At 48.0% G+C, this 18,419-nt stretch carries 15 protein-coding genes; 11 read left to right on the forward strand and 4 right to left on the reverse strand.

The annotated features are described in order from the left end of the window. Window positions 1-244 precede the first annotated feature (244 nt). The 8 genes from OM95_RS14125 (at window position 245) to OM95_RS14160 (ending at window position 11,425) form a co-directional block, all read left to right on the forward strand. The gene (locus OM95_RS14125) at window positions 245-1,525 is read left to right on the forward strand and encodes a long-chain fatty aldehyde decarbonylase (protein ID WP_291516479.1); all 1,281 of its coding nucleotides are present in this window, start codon (window positions 245-247) and stop codon (window positions 1,523-1,525) included. Then, entirely contained in the window at window positions 1,522-2,433 is a 912-nt protein-coding gene (locus OM95_RS14130; protein ID WP_291516481.1) for an acyltransferase domain-containing protein, read from the forward strand. The genes OM95_RS14125 and OM95_RS14130 overlap by 4 nt, the downstream gene beginning before the upstream one ends. 115 nt (window positions 2,434-2,548) lie before the next feature. Continuing rightward, window positions 2,549-3,577, forward strand: a complete 1,029-nt coding sequence (locus OM95_RS14135; RefSeq protein WP_291516483.1) for a 2-oxoacid:acceptor oxidoreductase family protein — start codon at window positions 2,549-2,551, stop codon at window positions 3,575-3,577. Window positions 3,578-3,580: 3 nt separating this feature from the next. Continuing rightward, window positions 3,581-5,848 (forward strand): thiamine pyrophosphate-dependent enzyme, encoded by a 2,268-nt coding sequence (locus tag OM95_RS14140; protein ID WP_041875120.1) that lies wholly within the window; start codon window positions 3,581-3,583, stop codon window positions 5,846-5,848. Between the two features lie 120 nt (window positions 5,849-5,968). Further along, window positions 5,969-8,569 carry a delta-60 repeat domain-containing protein gene (locus tag OM95_RS14145; protein ID WP_041875122.1) on the forward strand — a complete coding sequence of 867 codons (2,601 nt, stop codon included), beginning with the start codon at window positions 5,969-5,971 and terminating at the stop codon, window positions 8,567-8,569. Window positions 8,570-8,728: 159 nt separating this feature from the next. Further along, entirely contained in the window at window positions 8,729-9,508 is a 780-nt protein-coding gene (locus tag OM95_RS14150) for an efflux RND transporter periplasmic adaptor subunit (protein ID WP_291516485.1), read from the forward strand. A gap of 4 nt (window positions 9,509-9,512) precedes the next feature. Further along, window positions 9,513-10,757: an FtsX-like permease family protein gene (locus OM95_RS14155; protein ID WP_041875124.1), complete on the forward strand. Its 1,245-nt coding sequence runs from the start codon at window positions 9,513-9,515 to the stop codon at window positions 10,755-10,757. Continuing rightward, entirely contained in the window at window positions 10,754-11,425 is a 672-nt protein-coding gene (locus OM95_RS14160) for an ABC transporter ATP-binding protein (protein ID WP_041875126.1), read from the forward strand. The genes OM95_RS14155 and OM95_RS14160 overlap by 4 nt, the downstream gene beginning before the upstream one ends. A gap of 21 nt (window positions 11,426-11,446) precedes the next feature. On the opposite strand, the gene OM95_RS14165 is transcribed toward OM95_RS14160, so the two are convergent. Next, the gene (locus OM95_RS14165) at window positions 11,447-14,122 is read right to left on the reverse strand and encodes a glycine-rich protein (RefSeq protein ID WP_291516487.1); all 2,676 of its coding nucleotides are present in this window, start codon (window positions 14,120-14,122) and stop codon (window positions 11,447-11,449) included. A 227-nt stretch (window positions 14,123-14,349) separates the two neighbouring features. On the opposite strand from OM95_RS14165, the gene OM95_RS14170 reads away from it, so the two are divergent. Next, a complete protein-coding gene (locus OM95_RS14170) occupies window positions 14,350-15,132 on the forward strand; it encodes a serine protease (protein WP_041875131.1) in 783 nt (260 codons plus the stop codon). A 39-nt stretch (window positions 15,133-15,171) separates the two neighbouring features. On the opposite strand, the gene OM95_RS14175 is transcribed toward OM95_RS14170, so the two are convergent. Genes OM95_RS14175 through OM95_RS14185 form a run of 3 tightly spaced genes read right to left on the reverse strand, consistent with a single transcriptional unit; the run spans window position 15,172 to window position 16,945 of the window. Then, on the reverse strand, window positions 15,172-16,146 hold the full coding sequence (locus tag OM95_RS14175) for a COX15/CtaA family protein (protein WP_291516490.1): 975 nt from the start codon (window positions 16,144-16,146) through the stop codon (window positions 15,172-15,174). Between the two features lie 8 nt (window positions 16,147-16,154). Next, window positions 16,155-16,367, reverse strand: coding sequence for a hypothetical protein (locus tag OM95_RS14180; protein WP_041875135.1), 213 nt, complete (start codon window positions 16,365-16,367; stop codon window positions 16,155-16,157). Then, window positions 16,364-16,945 (reverse strand): cytochrome c oxidase subunit 3, encoded by a 582-nt coding sequence (locus tag OM95_RS14185; protein ID WP_041875137.1) that lies wholly within the window; start codon window positions 16,943-16,945, stop codon window positions 16,364-16,366. The genes OM95_RS14180 and OM95_RS14185 overlap by 4 nt, the downstream gene beginning before the upstream one ends. A 101-nt stretch (window positions 16,946-17,046) precedes the next feature. Here OM95_RS14185 and OM95_RS14190 point away from each other — a divergent pair, with 101 nt between their 5' ends. Then, on the forward strand, window positions 17,047-18,009 hold the full coding sequence (locus OM95_RS14190) for a PAS domain-containing protein (protein ID WP_041875139.1): 963 nt from the start codon (window positions 17,047-17,049) through the stop codon (window positions 18,007-18,009). Beyond that, window positions 17,997-18,371 carry a putative zinc-binding protein gene (locus OM95_RS14195; RefSeq protein ID WP_291516492.1) on the forward strand — a complete coding sequence of 125 codons (375 nt, stop codon included), beginning with the start codon at window positions 17,997-17,999 and terminating at the stop codon, window positions 18,369-18,371. The genes OM95_RS14190 and OM95_RS14195 overlap by 13 nt, the downstream gene beginning before the upstream one ends. Window positions 18,372-18,419: the final 48 nt, after the last annotated feature.

Consider the following 18,419-nt stretch of genomic DNA (forward strand, 5'->3'; position numbering starts at 1 on the left):
TCTAAGTCTTTTGTTGCACGCTCGCCTGAGCTCCGCTGTAGTTTGAGCTGCAACAAAGCTTGGCAAAGTCCGCAAGTTAATGCGTCCAATACTTGGTCAGTGGATTTTTTAGACATGTATAAATACTGAGAATTAGATCTCTATTTTTGTTTCTCAGAGTCGGTGGGTTTTACTTATTTTTTAGAATATATCGAAAAATAGGCAAACTTAATTTTTGACTACGAGGCTATACATGTCCGAAAGCATGACTAAGACGTTGAATTCATTTTTTCAGTCCATCTGTCATTCAGAGCGCCTAGAGGCTATTTTTCTTTTATCTATGGCGGATCACGAAAGATTGGCCGGGGATCAGATTAGGGCCAATATTTCCGCAAAAACTCCAGCGGGTCTGGTGGCCGAGATTGAAGCCCATGCGGAAGATGAATATCGCCATGGCCGTCAGTTGGAGCAGTTGGCAATTCAGATTCTGGGATCTGATCTAAGTTTGCAGGAAAAGAATAAACTGCACAAGATCAACGAAGTCATGAGAAGCTTTGTGGTGGGCTATTTTAGCAATCCGCACTTGATCGAAGCTGTCAATAAACACGTGGCCTATGTTCACGGCGCTTTGACGATTGAACAATTTCCTTTTCAGGTTTATTCCGCTTATTTATCGCATACGAAGTTAGACTGGGTTCGCGAAACCATAAATGCCATCGTTGCGGATGAGCATGACCACATTCGTTTCGGCAGAACGATGCTGAATCAGCTTCCCGAAGAAAATAAGTTGGATCTTCCAGAGCTGCATCGAATTGAAAAGGATATGTGCAAAAGACTTTTTCAAAGATTGACGGCGATCTTCAACGAGACGTCATCCGAGTCCAGTGATTTGCATGATGAATTTTTGCAATCTTTAGACAGCGATGTCCGATCCAGAACGGCGTGGGTTTATGCCGTCGGCTGCGCCGAGAAACACGCGGCGCTGGCGACCTACAAGTACTTTGAAGAATGCCAGGCCCAAGCACCTGACTTTATGGATCAACATCTTCAAGATGAAATAAGACATCAAAAGATTCTTCATCGATCGGTCTCTTTGGGACGTTACACCTTGCGAGCCAACCCGGTTTACAACTTTTTGCAGGAAAAGATGTGCACGCAGATGTTGCGATATCAAAACAAGATATTTGCGAAAGTAAAACAGCAGGTGAGCGAACCTGAACTGGTTTACTTCTACTCGACGACTTTGATCGAAATGAGGGTTTTTAAGCATTATTCCAAACTGGCCGCGACGACCTCTGATATTCTTGTTTCCCATGTTCTGGGGCGCATTTTGGATGATGAAAAAGATCATGCTCAATTATTCCATCGCAATCTGGTGCAACACCCCTCTTACGATGAAGCCTACTTTGCCGAGTTGCGTGAGTTTGAACGAAGATGTTTTGAACGAGTTATGTTTGCGATGATGCCGCATTTGAAGAGTCTTTTGCCCGATGCCATTTTGGCAAGCGGTGCTGAGGATCAGCGGGAAGTGGCGTCCGTTTTATGAAGACCGTTTACATCTTTCCCGGTCTGAATGGTTTGTTGCGTAAAGCGGATCGCTTGCGGTTTATAGACTATCCGGAAGTGCAATCCTATTTTTCGCGCTCTGAGCGTGTCTTAAAAAATGATTTTGGTATGAATGTGAATCTGGTGGAATTTTTGCATTCTTCCACCGAAAACATCTATGCTATCGAAAATATCAGTTTGGCGGCAGTCGCAATTACGGCGACTCAATGTGGGGTTGCCGAGCATTTGCGACAAAAGTTGGGGACTCCCGACTGGGTTATGGGATGCTCCTTGGGTGATTTAGCGCGGGCGGTATTTGCGAAGGCTTATACCTTTGAGGACGCCATCTTCAATCATGTTTATTTCACGCAAAAGATTGACGGTATTGATAAGATTGGTGGCAACATCGGTGTGCTTGCCGGTAAGGGCAAGTCTTTTTCTGACGAAGACCATCTTTGGTTTGATTCCATTGAGGTCGATGTTTCCCAACTGACCCCAAGATTTCTGAATATCGGTGGGCGCTTTGAAGATCTGAAAAAGGTCGAAGAAAGAGCTCGCCAAAGGGGCTGGGGCGTTATGCAGATTTTAAACTATCCGGCGCACTCAAGATATATTGTACCCTATGTAAATAAAGTCGAGGCCGATATGTTGCGGGTGCGAATGCTGCCGCCACAGACGCCGATGTTTTCAAGCTTCTCGGTGAAGCCTTTGACAGACTGTGAAGAGATTAAATCCGAGTTTATATTGAGTATGACCAAAACCATTCATTGGCATCGTGCGGTGACCAAGCTTGTGCAGGATCATGAGGTTTCGCGATTTATCAACATCGGGCCTTGCCGAAGCCTGTCGGGGTTGATGAAGGACATTCCGGTCCATGTCGAAATGTTGGAATCCTTCAATTTGGTCTGATAAAATTCGGCCTCAGGTTTCACCTTCTAAATTTAGTCTGAATTTCAGCTGAGGTTGGGTGGCGATAGTTCTTGGCAATAAGGGTCTCTGGTGGTGTTATTGAGTGGGGGCCATCATGTGGATCTTTGGTCGAAAAGCAAAAGAAGAGCCCGCTTATTCGCGGAAAACTGTCAGCATCAGAATGGAAGCCATCGGCGGCCAGGGTGCAAACTCTGCAGGAAAAATTTTCGCCGAAGCGGCGGTCCTGGGTAAAGGCTATACGGGAAATCACTTTTCAAGTTTTGGTTCTGAAAAAAAAGGCACTCCGGTCAAATCTTTCGTGCGCTTTTCGACGGAAGGTAAAATCATCCGTACCGCTTCTTACATCAAGCACCCTGACATTCTGGTGATCTTTCATGAGTCTCTTTTGCAAACTCATCCTGAATGTCTTGACGGGATCGACGCCCACACGGACTTACTTATCAACTCTACCAAAAGCCCTGACGAGATTCAATTCCCGCAAGGGTTCAAGGTTCGAAAGTTCGCCACCGTAGATGCGACTTCACTGGCACTTAAGCATGAGTGCGGATTGAATGCCGTCATGCTAGGGGCCATCACAAAATTTTGCAGTGAGGTGCCGGCGGATCTTCTGCTAAAAACCTTTTTGCGTTTCTTCGCTCATTTGCCCGAACAAGTGCAAAAGAATAATTCCGAAGGGTTTGAAGCCGGAATAAAAAAGACCAAAGAATATCTTTTTGATGAGTCTCAGGCCAGCGTGGAAAAGACCGCGGAAATTCTGCCGAAGCTTGGTTGGGAGAACGCGCCCTTAGGTGGTTTGATTGTGAATCCCGGCAACACGGTTTTGAAGGACAACAGCGCCAGTCGTAAGGGGCTGCTGCCTCGTTTCCTTCCCGAGATTTGTTTTAATTGCGGGTACTGCGACATGGTTTGTCCGGACTATTGTTTTGTGTGGGAGATCGACCCGGCGAAGAACCCGCCCCCACAGTTAAAGGGTATTGACTATCAGTATTGCAAAGGTTGTCAGAAGTGTGTGGTGGCTTGTCCGGTGCAGGCCCTGGTCACCGTTCCCGAGGGGGATTTGACCAAGGAAGAAAGAAGCCAGCATCTTTTTCCGCACCTCCATAAAAGAGATCAGAAAGATTAGAATATGAACGCTGAACAATTGAATTGTTTTATGACCGGAAACGAGTTGGCGGCCGAAGCGGCAAAAGCCATCGAGTTCCATTTCATGGGTTACTATCCCATCACACCTTCTACCGAGATCGCACAAATCATTGACCGAATGAAGGCGAAAGGCGAAATCTCAACAGTTCTTCTTCCTGCCGATGGTGAGCATGGGGCTGCGGGAGCATGCTTTGGGGCCACGACGGCGGGCGCGCGTGTATTGAATGCCACCAGTGCCAACGGATTTCTTTACAGTCTGGAACAGCTTCCTGTGCAGGCGGGCAGTCGGCTGCCAATGGTTTTAAACCTGGTTACCCGATCGGTCAGTGGGCCTTTGGATATTCGCTGCGATCACTCTGATTTAATGTACGCTTTGCAAACGGGCTGGATTATTCTTATGGCGTCCACGCCTCAGGCTGTCTACGACATGAATATCATCGCCGTAAAGTTGGGGGAACATCCTGACGTGCGTCTGCCGGTCATGGTTGTCAGTGACGGGTTCTTCACCAGTCATCAGCGCCAGTCGGCGAAGATTTTTAAAGACAAAAAGATAGTGCAGGATTTTTTAGGAAAATGCAGTTCGAGCTTTTCCACTTTGAATCCTCGCCAACCAGTGACCGTCGGGCCGTACATGAACGATCCGGATCTTATCAACAATAAATTTCAATTGCATCAAGCGCACGAAGCCGCGGCGAAGGTTTACCAGCAGATTGCGCGTGATTACGAAGCGCTGAGTGGGCGAAGTTATCCGGCGTTGGAAGCTTATCAAATGGACGAGGCCGAAGCGGCCTTGTTCCTGCTTAACTCCGCCGCCGAAACCGCTAAAGATGTTGTTGATCAAGCCCGCGCCGAGGGAAAAAAAGTCGGCGTGCTTCGGCCCAATCTGCTTCGCCCTTTTCCTGCCGAAGCACTGAAGGCGGCCGCACAGAATCTGTCCTCTATTTTGATCGGCGAAAGAAGTGACACTCCGGGCTCTTTAGGGGGGCCCCTCAGTCACGAAGTTCGTGGAACTCTTTTCGCGGACTCGGCATGCAGAATTAAAACGCTCAGCCGTATTTACGGTTTGGGCGGTAAAGACTTTCGTGAAGATGATGCCGCGGTTTTCATTAACGAAGCTTTATCAGTGATTACCGACCCGCAGGCCGTTGCGGCCTTTGGATTTTTGGGAACAGAGGCGGGTAGCAAAAAAAATCTTCCACCACAGGTATTGCCACCACTTTCACGGGAAGAGATGAGTCAGGGGTTGACGCAAATTGAAGTCGTGAAAAGTGAAGGCAAAAATTCTCCATTGAAGGTGACGGTGGCGAACCCCAGTTTGTTGGTGGCGCGGCCCAAAAGAATCGCGCCGGGACATGGGGCCTGTCCGGGCTGTGGTATTTTTTCGGGACTGGATCAGTTCTTTAAAGGAATTGAAGGGGACGTTGTGGTTCTATATCACACCGGTTGTGCGATGGTTGTCACTACCGATTATCCCTTTAGCGCTCATCGTGTGACGTACCTTCATAATCTTTTCCAAAATGGCGCTCCCACCTTGTCTGGATTGGTTGAAGTTTTTTACGAGAAAAAACGCCGTGGGGAAATTGCTGTCGGCGAAGATATCACCTTCGTGATGATCACTGGTGACGGCGGCATGGACATCGGGATGGGACCAACTATTGGAACAGCCCTGCGTAATCATAAGATGATTATCTTAGAATACGACAACCAAGGTTACATGAACACGGGCGGGCAATTAAGTTACACAACCCCGTTTGGAAAAGAGACGGTGACCAGTCATGTGGGTAAGGCCTCTTTTGGTAAGACCTTTCATCATAAGGATACGGCCGCGATCATGGCTGCGACAGGCATTCCCTATGTTTTTACTGCCATTGAATCCTATGGAACAGATCTTGTTGCCAAGGCGGCCAAAGCTCAGTGGTACGCGAAAAACGAAGGTCTTGTGTTTGGCAAGATACTGATCAGTTGTCCGTTGAATTGGGCGTCTGAAGAAAAATACGGTCAGGATATTTTGCAGAAGGCGGCGGATTCCTGCTTCTTCCCACTCTATGAAATTGAGCATGGCCTGACTCGTCTTAGTTACGATCCGGAAAAAGAGGGACGGAAGCTTCCTCTGACAGCCTGGTTGGGAATGATGGGAAAATCGAAACATCTTTTAAAGCCGGAATATGCCGAAGCCCTCGGGGCCTTTCAAAATGAAGTCGATCGGCGTTGGGCGCGACTGAAGGCCATGGCCGATCATCCGCTTCTTTGAATGGGAGTGCATTTTTTTTCGGCGCTTTTTAGTGGATTTGTATGAAGGAAGAACAGTATTAATTTGAGATTTTGATTTGTGTGGTTAAGGCCCCGTTTAGATCAACCGAAAAGTAAAGGTATGGTCAAGATCCTTTTCGGTGCGTTTCTACTTTTGCAGGTCTTTGCGCTGACGGCGTGTCAGATGGATCTGAACATCGCTGATTTAAATCCTTTAGAAAATGCCTCCACACCTCCACCGTCCTCATTTCAAGGAACATTGAAAAAGCAGAATGCTGTTTCTTTTTATGAGGACTTCGATGCCTCGGAAGAAGCCTCTTCGGTGATCTTGTTAGCGAATAATAAATATCTAGTTGCTGGTCTGCTTTATAATAAGCCCGCGGTCTGGATGTACAATGCAGATTTTTCTATTAACACGGGATTCGCTCGTGATGGCTTTCTTTACCTAGCTTTGGAATCTGGAAAAAGCTATGAGCGAATCACTCTCTTTGAAGACTCTAATAATAAAATTCTGGTGATTCTGAATACCAGCCCTGTCGAGACCGGAAATAATTCGACTCGATATCTCTATCGTTTGAACTTAGATGGCAGCCTGGATTCTTCTTTTGGCAACGGTGGGCAGTTGGTTCTTGAGACCAACACTCTGGTTCGTCGGACCTCTTTCATTTTACAAAGTTCTTCGGGCTATTATTTTGTGAACACCGATTCAACCGGCACTCAGCTTACACCTTCTAGTTGGTCGTTTGACTGGCGCGCCTCTGTTTCACACCTCCTTTATGACGGAAGTAGCGACGCTTCTTTTGGAAGTGGTGGAACGTACACTCTGCCCCTGCCTCCTGCCGCTGCGACTTATAAATTTCAGTCGCCAGGGCGAGCTGCTTTGGATTCTAACGGCGATTTATACATTGCCACGACCATCAGCCAAGATGGCTCTGATGCAGGATACATTTACAAAGTATTGCCATCAGGGAGCGTCGATGCGACCTGGGGGACCGCGGGAATTGTTTCGGAGATACAAAGTTTTCCCAACAGAATCTCTTTTTCAGGAGTTTTTATCTACAATAGCAAGCTCTATGTTTCTGCCATTAAGTCCCATCCTGATGATGACTTTAGAGTCTACCGCTACGATATAGATGGAACCTTGGACACGACCTTTAACGGTACGGGATACTATAATTTTGCGAACGTGTCTGGGGCCTCGGGGGCATACGATGGGGGAAGCATTGCCGGGTTTGATTCTTCAGGAAATATTTATGTGCAAGGACAAAGTACCGAAAGCGGTGTGCCGACGATCTCACTCTTCGTGGCAAGGTTGACGTCAGGGGGAGCGCTCGACATCAGTTACGGTAATAGCGGCTTTAATTTATACGCCACTGGCATCACTAATTATGGCGGCATGACTCGCACCAGTCTGGTTAAATCTGACGGATCTATCATGGCTTTTTACGAGACCTATCATGAAGTCATGGGAGACAATCTTTTTAATTTAGTCACTGCAAAGATTCTTCCGACCGGGAATCTGGATAACACTTATGGCACTCTGGGCCTCAAAGAAGACGACGAGGTTCGCTCTTATTTAACGGACCTGAAAGAAAATGCCCAAGAAATTCTAAATGATACGGAAGGAAATTTTTATTCTGTCAGCTCCTTCTTCGGAGCGCACTCTGGCGACATTGTGCGCATTTCCAAGTATCTTTCCGCTGGAAGTGTTGATAGCGCCTTTGGTTCTTCAGGTGTTCTAAAAATTCCTCATTTCGCTTTGGGTGGAGTGGCGATTCAGGACGATAAACTTTATGTTTCTGGTTATGATTATGACGTCGTCACTAAAAATTTCGCCCTGACCATCTATGGGTACAACACCGACGGGACCGTAAATAGCAGCTTTGGCGTAGCCGGAAAAGCGGTTGTGCCTTTGGGGGGCTATCACGTTATTTCGCACTTTCCCTCGGTGGCGAGTATCTTTCATAGTGACGGAAGTTTGACGGTGTCGACAGTGGTTGCTGACACGAACGATGACGCTTTCACCGCTCTTTGGCGATTGAATGCTCTTGGTCAGGCCGTGGCAAATCCTTCCACGCTTCAGAATATTACCATTGTAGGCCCTTGTGATTCATATCAAAAGTCTCTGTTAGTGGGTGTACCTGCGACAGATCAGTTCTATGTTTTGGGTCCTGACTCGAACAACATGAATGAAAATTCGCTCTATCTGTACAACCAGGATTTCAGTAAAGTGACTTCTTTTGGCAGTGCGGGGGAACGGGCCCTGTCTGGTTTGGGTGCTGATATTCCGGACTATTCGTTCCTGCAAGGTGCTTTCTTTTTTAAAGGTGCTTTGTATCTGACGATTTATCTTGTCGACGCTGATTCCGAAGTGATGGCCTTAGCAAAACTCGACAGTGACGGAAGTTTGAACACGAATTTCGGCAACTCGGGGACTCTTACTTTTGCTCATGACCTGTCCTACGCGGGCTATGAATGGGCGCAATTTATGCCCAACGAGTCTGAAGAAGAAATTGTGGTAATCAGCTTTAATGGTCAGGGGGACCCGTCAACCCTACAAATGATTTCGGCAGATGGCGTAACCCTAGACACGCCAATAAATCTGGCCACGTCCCAGAGCGACACCTATCTGGATAAATGCAGTTTTTCATCGCAGTCTGGAGCTCTGTGTACGGAGTTTGACGCGCAAGCAGGCAGTTTTAAAATAAACTTATATAAATAAATTAGCGAAGCCTCTTTAGCGGAGGCTTCAAGTTTCACCGCTTTGGAACCTGCCTTTGCGCGAGGTTCTCTTTCTTGGGTCATTTTGATGCGGCGTGGGCCAAAAAAAGAAACAGGCACCTTGTTGTTTTTTTGTTATGCTTTTCGGGGTGAGGTTTTTGTGAAACGACTGAAAGTTCTGTTGGTTTTGTCTTTAGTGGTGGTTGGACTTGTGATTTCAGGAATTGTGATTCAGCGAGTCCTGCAAAGTAAACGCTATACAAAAGTTCGACCGCAGACGGGAGAAGTGACAGAAGCGGTTTATGGTTTAGGCAAGGTGAAATCCAATCGTCGCTATGAAGTGAAGCTGGGTGTGATTTCAACAGTGCGCGAATTGTATGTGAACGAAGGTGATGTTGTTAAGGCGGGGCAAAATTTAGTCCGTATTGATAGCAATGTCGTGTTTAAAGCGCCTTTTGATGGCACGGTCACTATGATTAACAACTTCGAAGGTGAAACGGCTCTTCCCCAAAGTGTGATTTTGCGTATGGAAGACCTGAAAGATCGGTTCATTGAACTTTCGGTCGAACAAGAGGGCGCACTGCGTGTGCAAAAAGGACAGATGGCCCGCGTCTCGTTTGAGTCTTTACGGGGCGAGGTTCTGGTTGGCAAAGTCAAAGCCATCTTTCCAAAAGGGGACGAGTTTATTGCCGACGTTGAGATTTCCAACTTGGGCGCCAGCATTTTGCCAGGCATGACGGCGGATGTATCAATTGAAATTGGCAAAATCAAAGGAACGCTGGTCCCCTTGAAGGCATTAAGAAATGGCACTCTGTCTGTCGAACGTGACGGGCATATCCAGAAAATCAAAGTGGAAGTGGGTTTGGTCGACGGACTTTCCGCGGAAATAAAAAGCGGCGATTTAATGCCCACTGACGAAATTTTAGTTCCTAAGGAGTAGCCGTATGTTTTTTCTTTCATGGCGACAACTGATGTCCAGGAAGAAACAGACTCTTCTGATTCTTTTAGGAATCAGTTTTGGAACACTTTTATTTGTCAGCATCTCTGGCATTCAGTTGGGAATGCGTCAGTATATTTCTGAACAGCTTCTTAATAATACCGCGCATATTCTTATCTCGGGCGCGGAACAAGATATTCTCGCCAAAGACGTGACCGAGGCCCTTTACGGCCCTCAAGAAAAAGTTTTTTGGCGGGTGCCACCAGCAGGGAAGCGGGACGAAGCTCGTCTACAAAATTATCAGGGATGGTATCAAAGACTTTCCCAAGATCCGGATGTCTTTGATTTTTCACCTCGATTAAATACCAACGCTCTTTTAACCAATGGCAAGTTTTCGGTGTCAGTAGGTCTGTTGGGGACGATTCCAGAAAGACACACGCGATTAACGAATATTGAAAATTATCTTAAAGAAGGTTCGTTCACCGCTTTGCGCGGTGGTGGCAACAACCTGGTAGTGGGAAGTGGCGTCGCTGGCAAACTGGGGGCGCGTCTTAATCAGGTCATCAATATCAGCGTGGGCTCTGGCGGCAGCCGTCCCTATAAAATCGTAGGAATAGTTCACTTTGGAAATAAGCAGTTGGACGAGTCCATCGCATTTGCCCATCTTAAGAACGTTCAGACTTTGACGAAAAGCCCCGGACGAATTACCGAGATCGCCGTGGCTTTGTTGGATATCGATAAGTCAACCCAGGTGGCGGATTTTTGGCAGTTGATTAGTTCTGACAAAGTTGAAGACTGGCAAGAGGCGAACAAGGCATTCATGGAGATGATCCAGGTGCAAGATTTCTCTCGCTACTTTATCACGACAGCGATTTTGATTGTCGCTGCGTTCGGAATCTACAATGTTTTGACGATTATGATTAATCAAAAACGCCGCGAGATCGCGATTCTTAGAGCCATTGGCTATGCCCCGAAACGCATTCTGCAATTGATTCTTTATCAAGGCCTGATGTTGGGTGTTGCTGGCGGTTTCCTTGGACTTCTTCTTGGATTTCTAATGTGCGTATGGGTTGGCTCCATTGATTTTGGTTTTGAAATCGGCGGCAGCAACAATCTGATGATGAGCTATGACTGGTCTATCTACGTCACCGCCTTTATTACGGCGAATGTCGCTTCTTTAATCGCGAGTTATATTCCCGCCTGGGAGGCCAGCCGCATGACTCCTATTGATATTATAAGGTCGGAAACATGATTGAGTGTCGAGGAATTATCAAAGAATTTGGCACACCTCCGCAGCGGATTCTGCATGACCTCAGTTTTTCAATTGCAGATGGCGAGTTTGTCTCGATCTCAGGAAGATCGGGAAGTGGCAAAAGTACGTTATTATATATCATCAGCACGTTGGATTCAGCGACGCGGGGACAGGTGCTGATTGATGGGCGGGATGTTGCCACTTTAAATGTCGAACAGGTTCATCAATTTCGCAACCTGCACGTCGGTTTCGTGTTTCAGTTTCACTATTTATTGCCCGAACTGACTGCTTTGGAAAATGTTCTTTTGCCCGCGCGCAATGCCGGGGTCATGTCTGAAAAAAGGACTATGGCCGAATCGCTGTTGGAAGAGCTGAACGTTATCAAACAAAAGGACAAATTTCCCTCACAGATGTCAGGGGGGGAACAACAGCGCGTGGCCATCGCGCGTGCTTTGATTATGCAGCCACGTTATATTTTTGCCGACGAGCCCACGGGAAATTTGGACACGCGCAATGCGGATATTGTGATGCAGATTTTAAAGCGCACTAACAAAGAGCTGGGAACCACAATTTGTCTGGTCACGCATGATCCTGACTTCGCGGCTATGGCAGAACGCGAGATCTATTTAATTGATGGACGTCTGGCCGATCGAAATCGCGAAAAATAATCGCCCGCAGTTTTTTTGCGGTTAAAAACCATAGTAGATCACAATCCGACCCGAGGTGCCTACGGCATTCATGGCGCCTCCCAAGCCCGCGTTGGAACGATCCGCATCGCCAGAGTTTCCTGGCGTAGAGCCTGAGGCCGCCGTGGTACTTCCGTTTGCAACTCCACCAACATACGAAGAACCACCACCAGCAGAGAGCATATAGCCACCTCCGCCGCCATAGTATCCGCCGCCACCGCCAGGATAAGCGGTGAGTGAAGACCAGGTCGTAGAATCTCCTCCCACACCCCATGTTCCCGGATTTCCTTGTGTGGGGCAGGCGCCAGGGGCGCAGGATTCGCCAAGCCCTCCCGCCGATTGACTTCCACCGGTCGCGGGATACACGTCTGGATAAGCGCCGCTCGTGCCGCCGCCGGCACCTCCGCCGCCACCTCCCGGTGACATGATAAGGCCTCCATAACTGCCGCCGCCGCCGCCGCCAGCGACTAAGATTCGGTTCGCTAGCGCCGCACCCTGATGACGAACATCCGAAGCTCCTCCGCCTGAACCGCTGTACATTGTTGAATCAAATTTTCCGCCGAGTCCTCCGCCATTCCAACCGCGAACACCGGAAGCCGCAGCGCCGCCGACATAGATGCCCAGTTGTCCTCCGGGCTCTAAAGCAAAGTCGCCCGTGGCATAACCGCCCCCACCACCGGCAGAGCCTATGGTTCCAAAGGCGCCGAACCAACCGCCGCCGCCGCCAGCACCCCAAGCTTTAATCGTCACTTTTGTACAGCCGGTTGGTTGTGTAAAAGTTTGCGCGGCCCCCGTGTAAGTAAAGACGATTTTTCCAGGAACACAGTCTGTGATGTTCAGAGTGGAATCGCTGGTATTTCCCAATGCATCTGTCACCCGCGCGGCGGCAGTTCCTGTTGTCGCGGGCGCCGAATACAGTCCCGACGAAGCATCAATACTTCCACCACCGCTGATGAGCGAAAAAGTATAAGGGCTGACACCGCCGGAAGCGCTCAAGGTCCTCGTGGTATTGATGTTGACCGTTGCCGTCGACGGAGAAATGGCCAGAGCGGCATTCACCGTCACCGTCACAGACGCGGTGTTTGCTAAACTATCGGTGACTTTTAAAACACCACTTCCGCTAGAGCCTGGAGTATAAATTCCGGAACTGGAGTTTACCGACCCAGGGCCCGAGTCCTTCGAGTAGACATAGGGAGGGACACCGCCGGTCGCGCTGATCGTGGTCGTATTGTTGGCAGCGATGACAGAAAGACTCGCACTCAAAGAAAGAGAGGCATTGATCGTAACGGCAGCCGTTGCGACATTGCCTGCTGAATCTGCCACTGTGACTGTAGCGACACCACTTGCCGCAGGAGCGGAATAGCTTCCTGTGGAGGCATTGATGGCGCCATTGTTGACCGTATAGGAATAGGGCGGCACACCGTTGGAGGCGGTAAAAGCAAAAGTGTTGTTCACAGCTAGTATTTTACTGGCAGGTGTGATTTGCAGGGCGGGATTGATGGTCACTGTGGCTGAACTTGTATTCCCGAGGCTGTCAGTGACAGTCACCAAGGCGGAGCCACTTGTCCCTGGGGCGATGTATTCTCCTGACAACGCACCGATGCTTCCTGCATTGGCTGAAAATATATAAGGCGAAACACCGCCGGAGGCCGTGAAGGTCGTTTCATTCCCAAGAGCCAAGGTTTTTGCTGCGGGGCTGATTTGTAAGACCGGGTTGACTGTCACATTCAAGGTGGCTGTATTTCCCAGCGAGTCCGTCACTTGCAAAACTCCCGTACCACTGGCGCCTGGAGTATAAACTCCTGTGCTCGCATCAATGCTCCCCGGCCCAGAAACTTTTGCGTAGGTATAAGGAGGTGCTCCGCCCTGACCGGTCACGGTTGTACTATTGTTTTGCGCAATGATCAGAGAGTCTGAGGTCAATGACAGCGCCAGATCAATCGTCACGGTGGCCTGACTGGTGTTTCCCAAAGAATCGGCCACCACCAAAATGGCTGAACCTGCCGTGGCCGGGGCCTGGTACAGTCCGTCGGTTAAACCAATGCTGCCAAGGCCCGTAAGAACGATATAAGTATAAGGGGGAACGCCATCGACTCCTGTAAATGTCTGCGTGGTGAGAGTCCACAACGTATGTGTTGCGGGCGTGATTTTTAGAGCGGGTTGAACGGTGATGGTATTAATCAAAACATTTCCCACCGCATCGGTTGTTTTGATGATGGCAGCACCCACATATCCATTTGGATTATAAAGACCCGTCTGTGGATCAATAGAGCCGCCGCCAGAGACGAGAGAGTATGTCAACGGCGCGACACCTCCCGAGGCATCGAAATCAAAAACATTGTTTTCCGCGATGACGGGCGCAGAGACCGCAAATGAAAGTGGCGGCTGCACTCTGACTTCAAAGATAATAGAGTGACCGGAACCGTCTTTGATCTCAATTCGCGTAATGCCCGGAGTAGTTGGCGCGGTGAAAAGGCCTGTTTGTGGATCAATCGTGCCACCACCAGAAACAATGGTGAAAACATAATCGCCCGAGCCGCCCGTGGGACTGAGCTGATGCGTGTCGCCGATGATCAGTTCATTTCTTTGGTCTTCCGCGACTTTCAGCGAGTTCTTAAGCCGAGAGCTCATCAAATCCAACTCGACATTTCCACAAGCCGTGAAAATGAAAAGGCTCAAAATGAGACAAAAGTGAGGCGCACAACGTTCCAACATGTATTTTTATCGGTTCTTGGTGAGCATGCCAAAAGAGTTTGCGAGAAAAATTTGGGATAAAGTGTGGGCAATTTGGGGAAACGTCCAGAGCTCTACCAAGGTCTGGTTCTCATACAAACCTTTGTCGGAGTACATGGGATGCTGTGAAAATAACATCCAGTCGAATACTCATTACGATAGAGGGGAAAGTAATGAAATTTTTAAATCATCTTGTGATGGTGGGTCTTGTTTTTGCGTCTACCGTTTCCGTTGCTAAGCCAGGAGACCTTCAAGCAAAAATTGTCGGAGGGTCAGAGGCGACTCCCGGTGAGTTTCCGTTTATCGTGTCCTTGCAAGGATCTTCTGGTCATTTCTGTGGCGGTTCATTGATTCGCAGCAACTGGGTTTTGACAGCAGCTCATTGTGTAAAAGGCGCTTCTGTCAAGAATGTGGTGATTGGACTGCATGATCAGAAAAACCTGTCTAAAGCGGAAGTGATCAAACCAAAGCGCATCATCGCGCATCCCCTTTATAACGACAACACGGCGGACTTCGATTTTGCGCTCATCGAACTGCAAAAAGATTCTTCCTACGAACCCATTGCCATCAATACGTCAGAAATTGAAATTCCTGACGGTGCAAATGGACAAATTGTTGCCACCGTCGCCGGCTGGGGTGCCACCAGAGAGAACTCTTACAGTCTTCCATCACGCCTGCAAAAAGTGGATGTGCCATTGGTAGCTCACGATCTTTGCAGTAAGAACTATAAAAATACTATCACATCTCGGATGTTGTGTGCTGGATATCCCCGTGGTGGGAAAGATTCCTGTCAGGGTGATAGCGGCGGTCCTCTTGTTGCTCGCGGAGGTATGATGGGACAGAGTGTTCTTATTGGTGTTGTGAGTTGGGGTGAAGGTTGTGCTCGCGCGAACCTGCCTGGAGTTTACGCCAAAGTAAATGCCGAAACGACTTGGATTGAGCAAACGGCTCGCTAAAAAAAAGAAAGGGAAAGGTTTGCGCCTTTCCCTTTTTTCTTAGGGCTCCTCCGGCAAAACCCACAAAGCATATAGACACGATAAAAGCAGACACGCTGCTGTCAACTGATGAAGAATTCCCAAAAACACAGGAACCTTCAGAATCAAAGTCAAAACTCCCAATAAGATCTGCGAATGCAAAAGAATATTAAACGTCGACCATTCAGGATGACGAACTGTTTTTTTATAGAAGAACAGAAACCAGAAGTACAGCATGACCGCGAAAGCCACCCAGCGATGAATAAACTGGATATAGATGGGGTTGTGATAAAAGGCCCCCCATGACAGCTCGAAGTCCCAAGAGACCTGGGGCAAAAAACCTCCGGACATGTGCGGAAAAGTGTTTTCCAGAAAGCCCACACGAAAACCGCTGACCAGACAGCCAAGAAACACCTGCAAGGCCAATAACACAAATAAGCCCATCTCTAGGCGATGTCGGGATAAAATCTCTGAGCACTTTCGTCGTCGTTTTTCCAGCAGATAAAATAGAGCGACGGACACCGTTGCTAAAGCCAAAAAGAAATGAATCGAGAGCATCAAGGGCTGCACCCGCGGCAAATCTCTTAGACCCGACTTCACCATGAACCAGCCCACAATGCCCTGAACCAAGACCAAGGCTGCCAATGAAATTATCTTCAAGGATCTTCTTTTCAGCAAATAGATCAAGCCAAAGCCCGCAAAATAAAGAAATATCACCCGCGCCAGAAGCCGATGAAACCATTCCCAGAAGTAAATCTTTTTGTAGTCTTTTAACGTGAAGTGTTTGTTGATAATTTGAAATTCAGGCGTGAGCTGATATTTAGCGAATTCCAATTGCCACTGGGTCTCGTGTAAAGGAGGCAGGGTGCCCATCACGACATTCCACTCCACAATGGAAAGTCCCGAGCGGGTGAGGCGGGTGGTGCCGCCAATAGTGAGGATCAGCAAGATTCCGATGATCCCCCCGAAAAGCAGGCGTTTTTCCATTCGGTCCATGACTAAAACTAAGTCCCTTTAAGAAAATAGATAGATGTGAAAAATAGGGCTAACACCAACGACGACGGCAGAATCCATTCTTTGGCTTTCCGTAAGTCCATAAAGTAAATCAAAATGACCAAGGCTTTGGTAAAACTAAGCACTAAAGCCGCTTGAAAGCTCGAATAAATCATCATCAGACTTAGCGAAGAAAACAAAAGAACTAAAGCTAGGTAATTCATTGTTGGGCTCCGAAATAGAAAACGGGGAAGATCAAAATCCAAGCGAGGTCACACATATGCCAGAAAAGAACGCCGGATTCGTAGTCTTTGACGGTAAGATCCTCTGATGTGCTTGCAGAGGGAAAAGATCTTACCAGTAAATAAAATAGAATTCCTACGCCCACCAGGACGTGCACAAAATGAAAACCCATCGTCAGCCAGTAGTACTGCCAGAAGTCGTTCGCGACGAAATCAAACCCCAACGACCATTTTTGTGCAAAGTCTTGCCACTTGTGAAAAAGAAAATAGATTCCTAAAAGTGCGGCCAAAAGAAAATGAATTCTTGCGATGGAAATTTTTTGCGCGTGAAGAAGACGGATGCCCTCGGCGGCGAAAAAACCGGCGACCAGCAAGCTGACCGTCGAGATCACACCGTGGGAGAGGCTGAGAGAAGCCTGACCCTTGATAAATTCTTCGCTATTTCTGGTCTGATAAAGAATAAAAGCACCCAGTATTCCCACAAAAACTAAAAGCTCGTTGACTACGATCAGCCACATCAGAACAGAGCCGGGCAGGCGCTCGGGATTGTATTTTTTCATTCACCACTTCCTTGTCGAAACGGAAATTAGCACAGAGATAGACCCCCTTTTTATGAGAAAAATCATAACTGCTTCTGTCGTGAGAGTTTAATTATAGCGTCATGCAAGACTTAAATGAATTACCCGAATATGCCCAGAAGTTAGATGTAGATCATCCCGTCCGAGTCTATCTTGACGAAAATAATTATTTGAAAAAAATCTTGTTCGAGCTTTCAGAAGCGGACGCCGAAAAGGACTTTCAAGCCTTCTTCAACATATTTAATCAAGTTGCGCAGGTGGATATTCGCTATGTGCGCAAAGAAAATCAGTTGTTTCCATTTTTGGAAAAAAAAGGGTGGTTGGGCCCCAGTCATGGAATGTGGAGCTTTCACGATCAGATTCGCCAACAGATTCGTGATATTCGAGCGAAGTTGGAAAAGAAAGATTTTAAAGAGTTGCGTCCCGATGTGACGATGTTAATAAGTGAAATGGCGCGCATGATACAAATTGAAGAAATGCGTCTTTTCCCCATTTCTCTGGACATTCTCGACGCAGAAGATTGGAAACAGGCCGCGCAAGGTGAACAAGAAATCGGATGGATGCACAAAAAGATTGCTGTTGCGCCCACGCCGCCCCCCCCGCCGCCCATTTCAAAACCCGTCAACGCCGCGGGCGATTCTTTGCGAATGAACGAAGGATATCTAAGTTTGGAACAGATCAACTTGCTTTTGCAAGTGGTTCCCTTGGATCTAACCTATGTCGACGAAAATGACAAAGTTCTTTTCTACAATCGGGGCGAGGAACGGGTCTTCCCGCGCAGTGCTGGTGTGATCGGTCGCGAAGTGCGTTTCTGTCATCCACCTAAAAGCGTCGGGACGGTTTTAAAGATTTTAGAAGAGTTTAAAGCCGGTCGCCAAAATACGGCAGAATTTTGGATTAACTATCGGGGCAAAACAATTCACATTCGATATTTCGCAGTCCGCGACGCCGAAAAGAAATATCGCGGTGTGATTGAGCTGTCCCAGGACATCACGGATATTAAGAATATCCAGGGTGAAAGAAGGCTTTTAGAGTGGGAAGCGTAAAGGAAGATAAGATTCCCCTGGTCTATTCCTGTTCGGGCTGCTCGTCGGCGGCCCAGATGGCCAATGCCTTGGCAGTGCGCCTGGATCGTGCGGGCCTGGCTGAAATGAGCTGTATCGCTGGCGTCGGCGGGGGCGTAAAGCCCTTGGTAAAAAAAGCCGGCTCAACCGAAGACATCATCGTCATCGATGGCTGTCCCTTGAAGTGTTCCGTTGCTTGTCTAAAGAATCAGAATCTCAAACCCAAAGTGGAAATCGAACTCTCTCAATGGGGTGTTGCTAAAACATATCATCAGGACTTTTCTGAAGAAGAGATGCAGGCTTCTTATCTGAAAGTTGTCGAGCTTATCAAGCAGTCTTTCTGATACTTAGAAACTGATCCAGGAGTCTGGTTGTAGCGCGGGGGATTTGGT

The sequence above is a fragment of the Bdellovibrio sp. ArHS genome (genome assembly GCF_000786105.1).
Classification (GTDB): Bacteria; Bdellovibrionota; Bdellovibrionia; order Bdellovibrionales; family Bdellovibrionaceae; genus Bdellovibrio.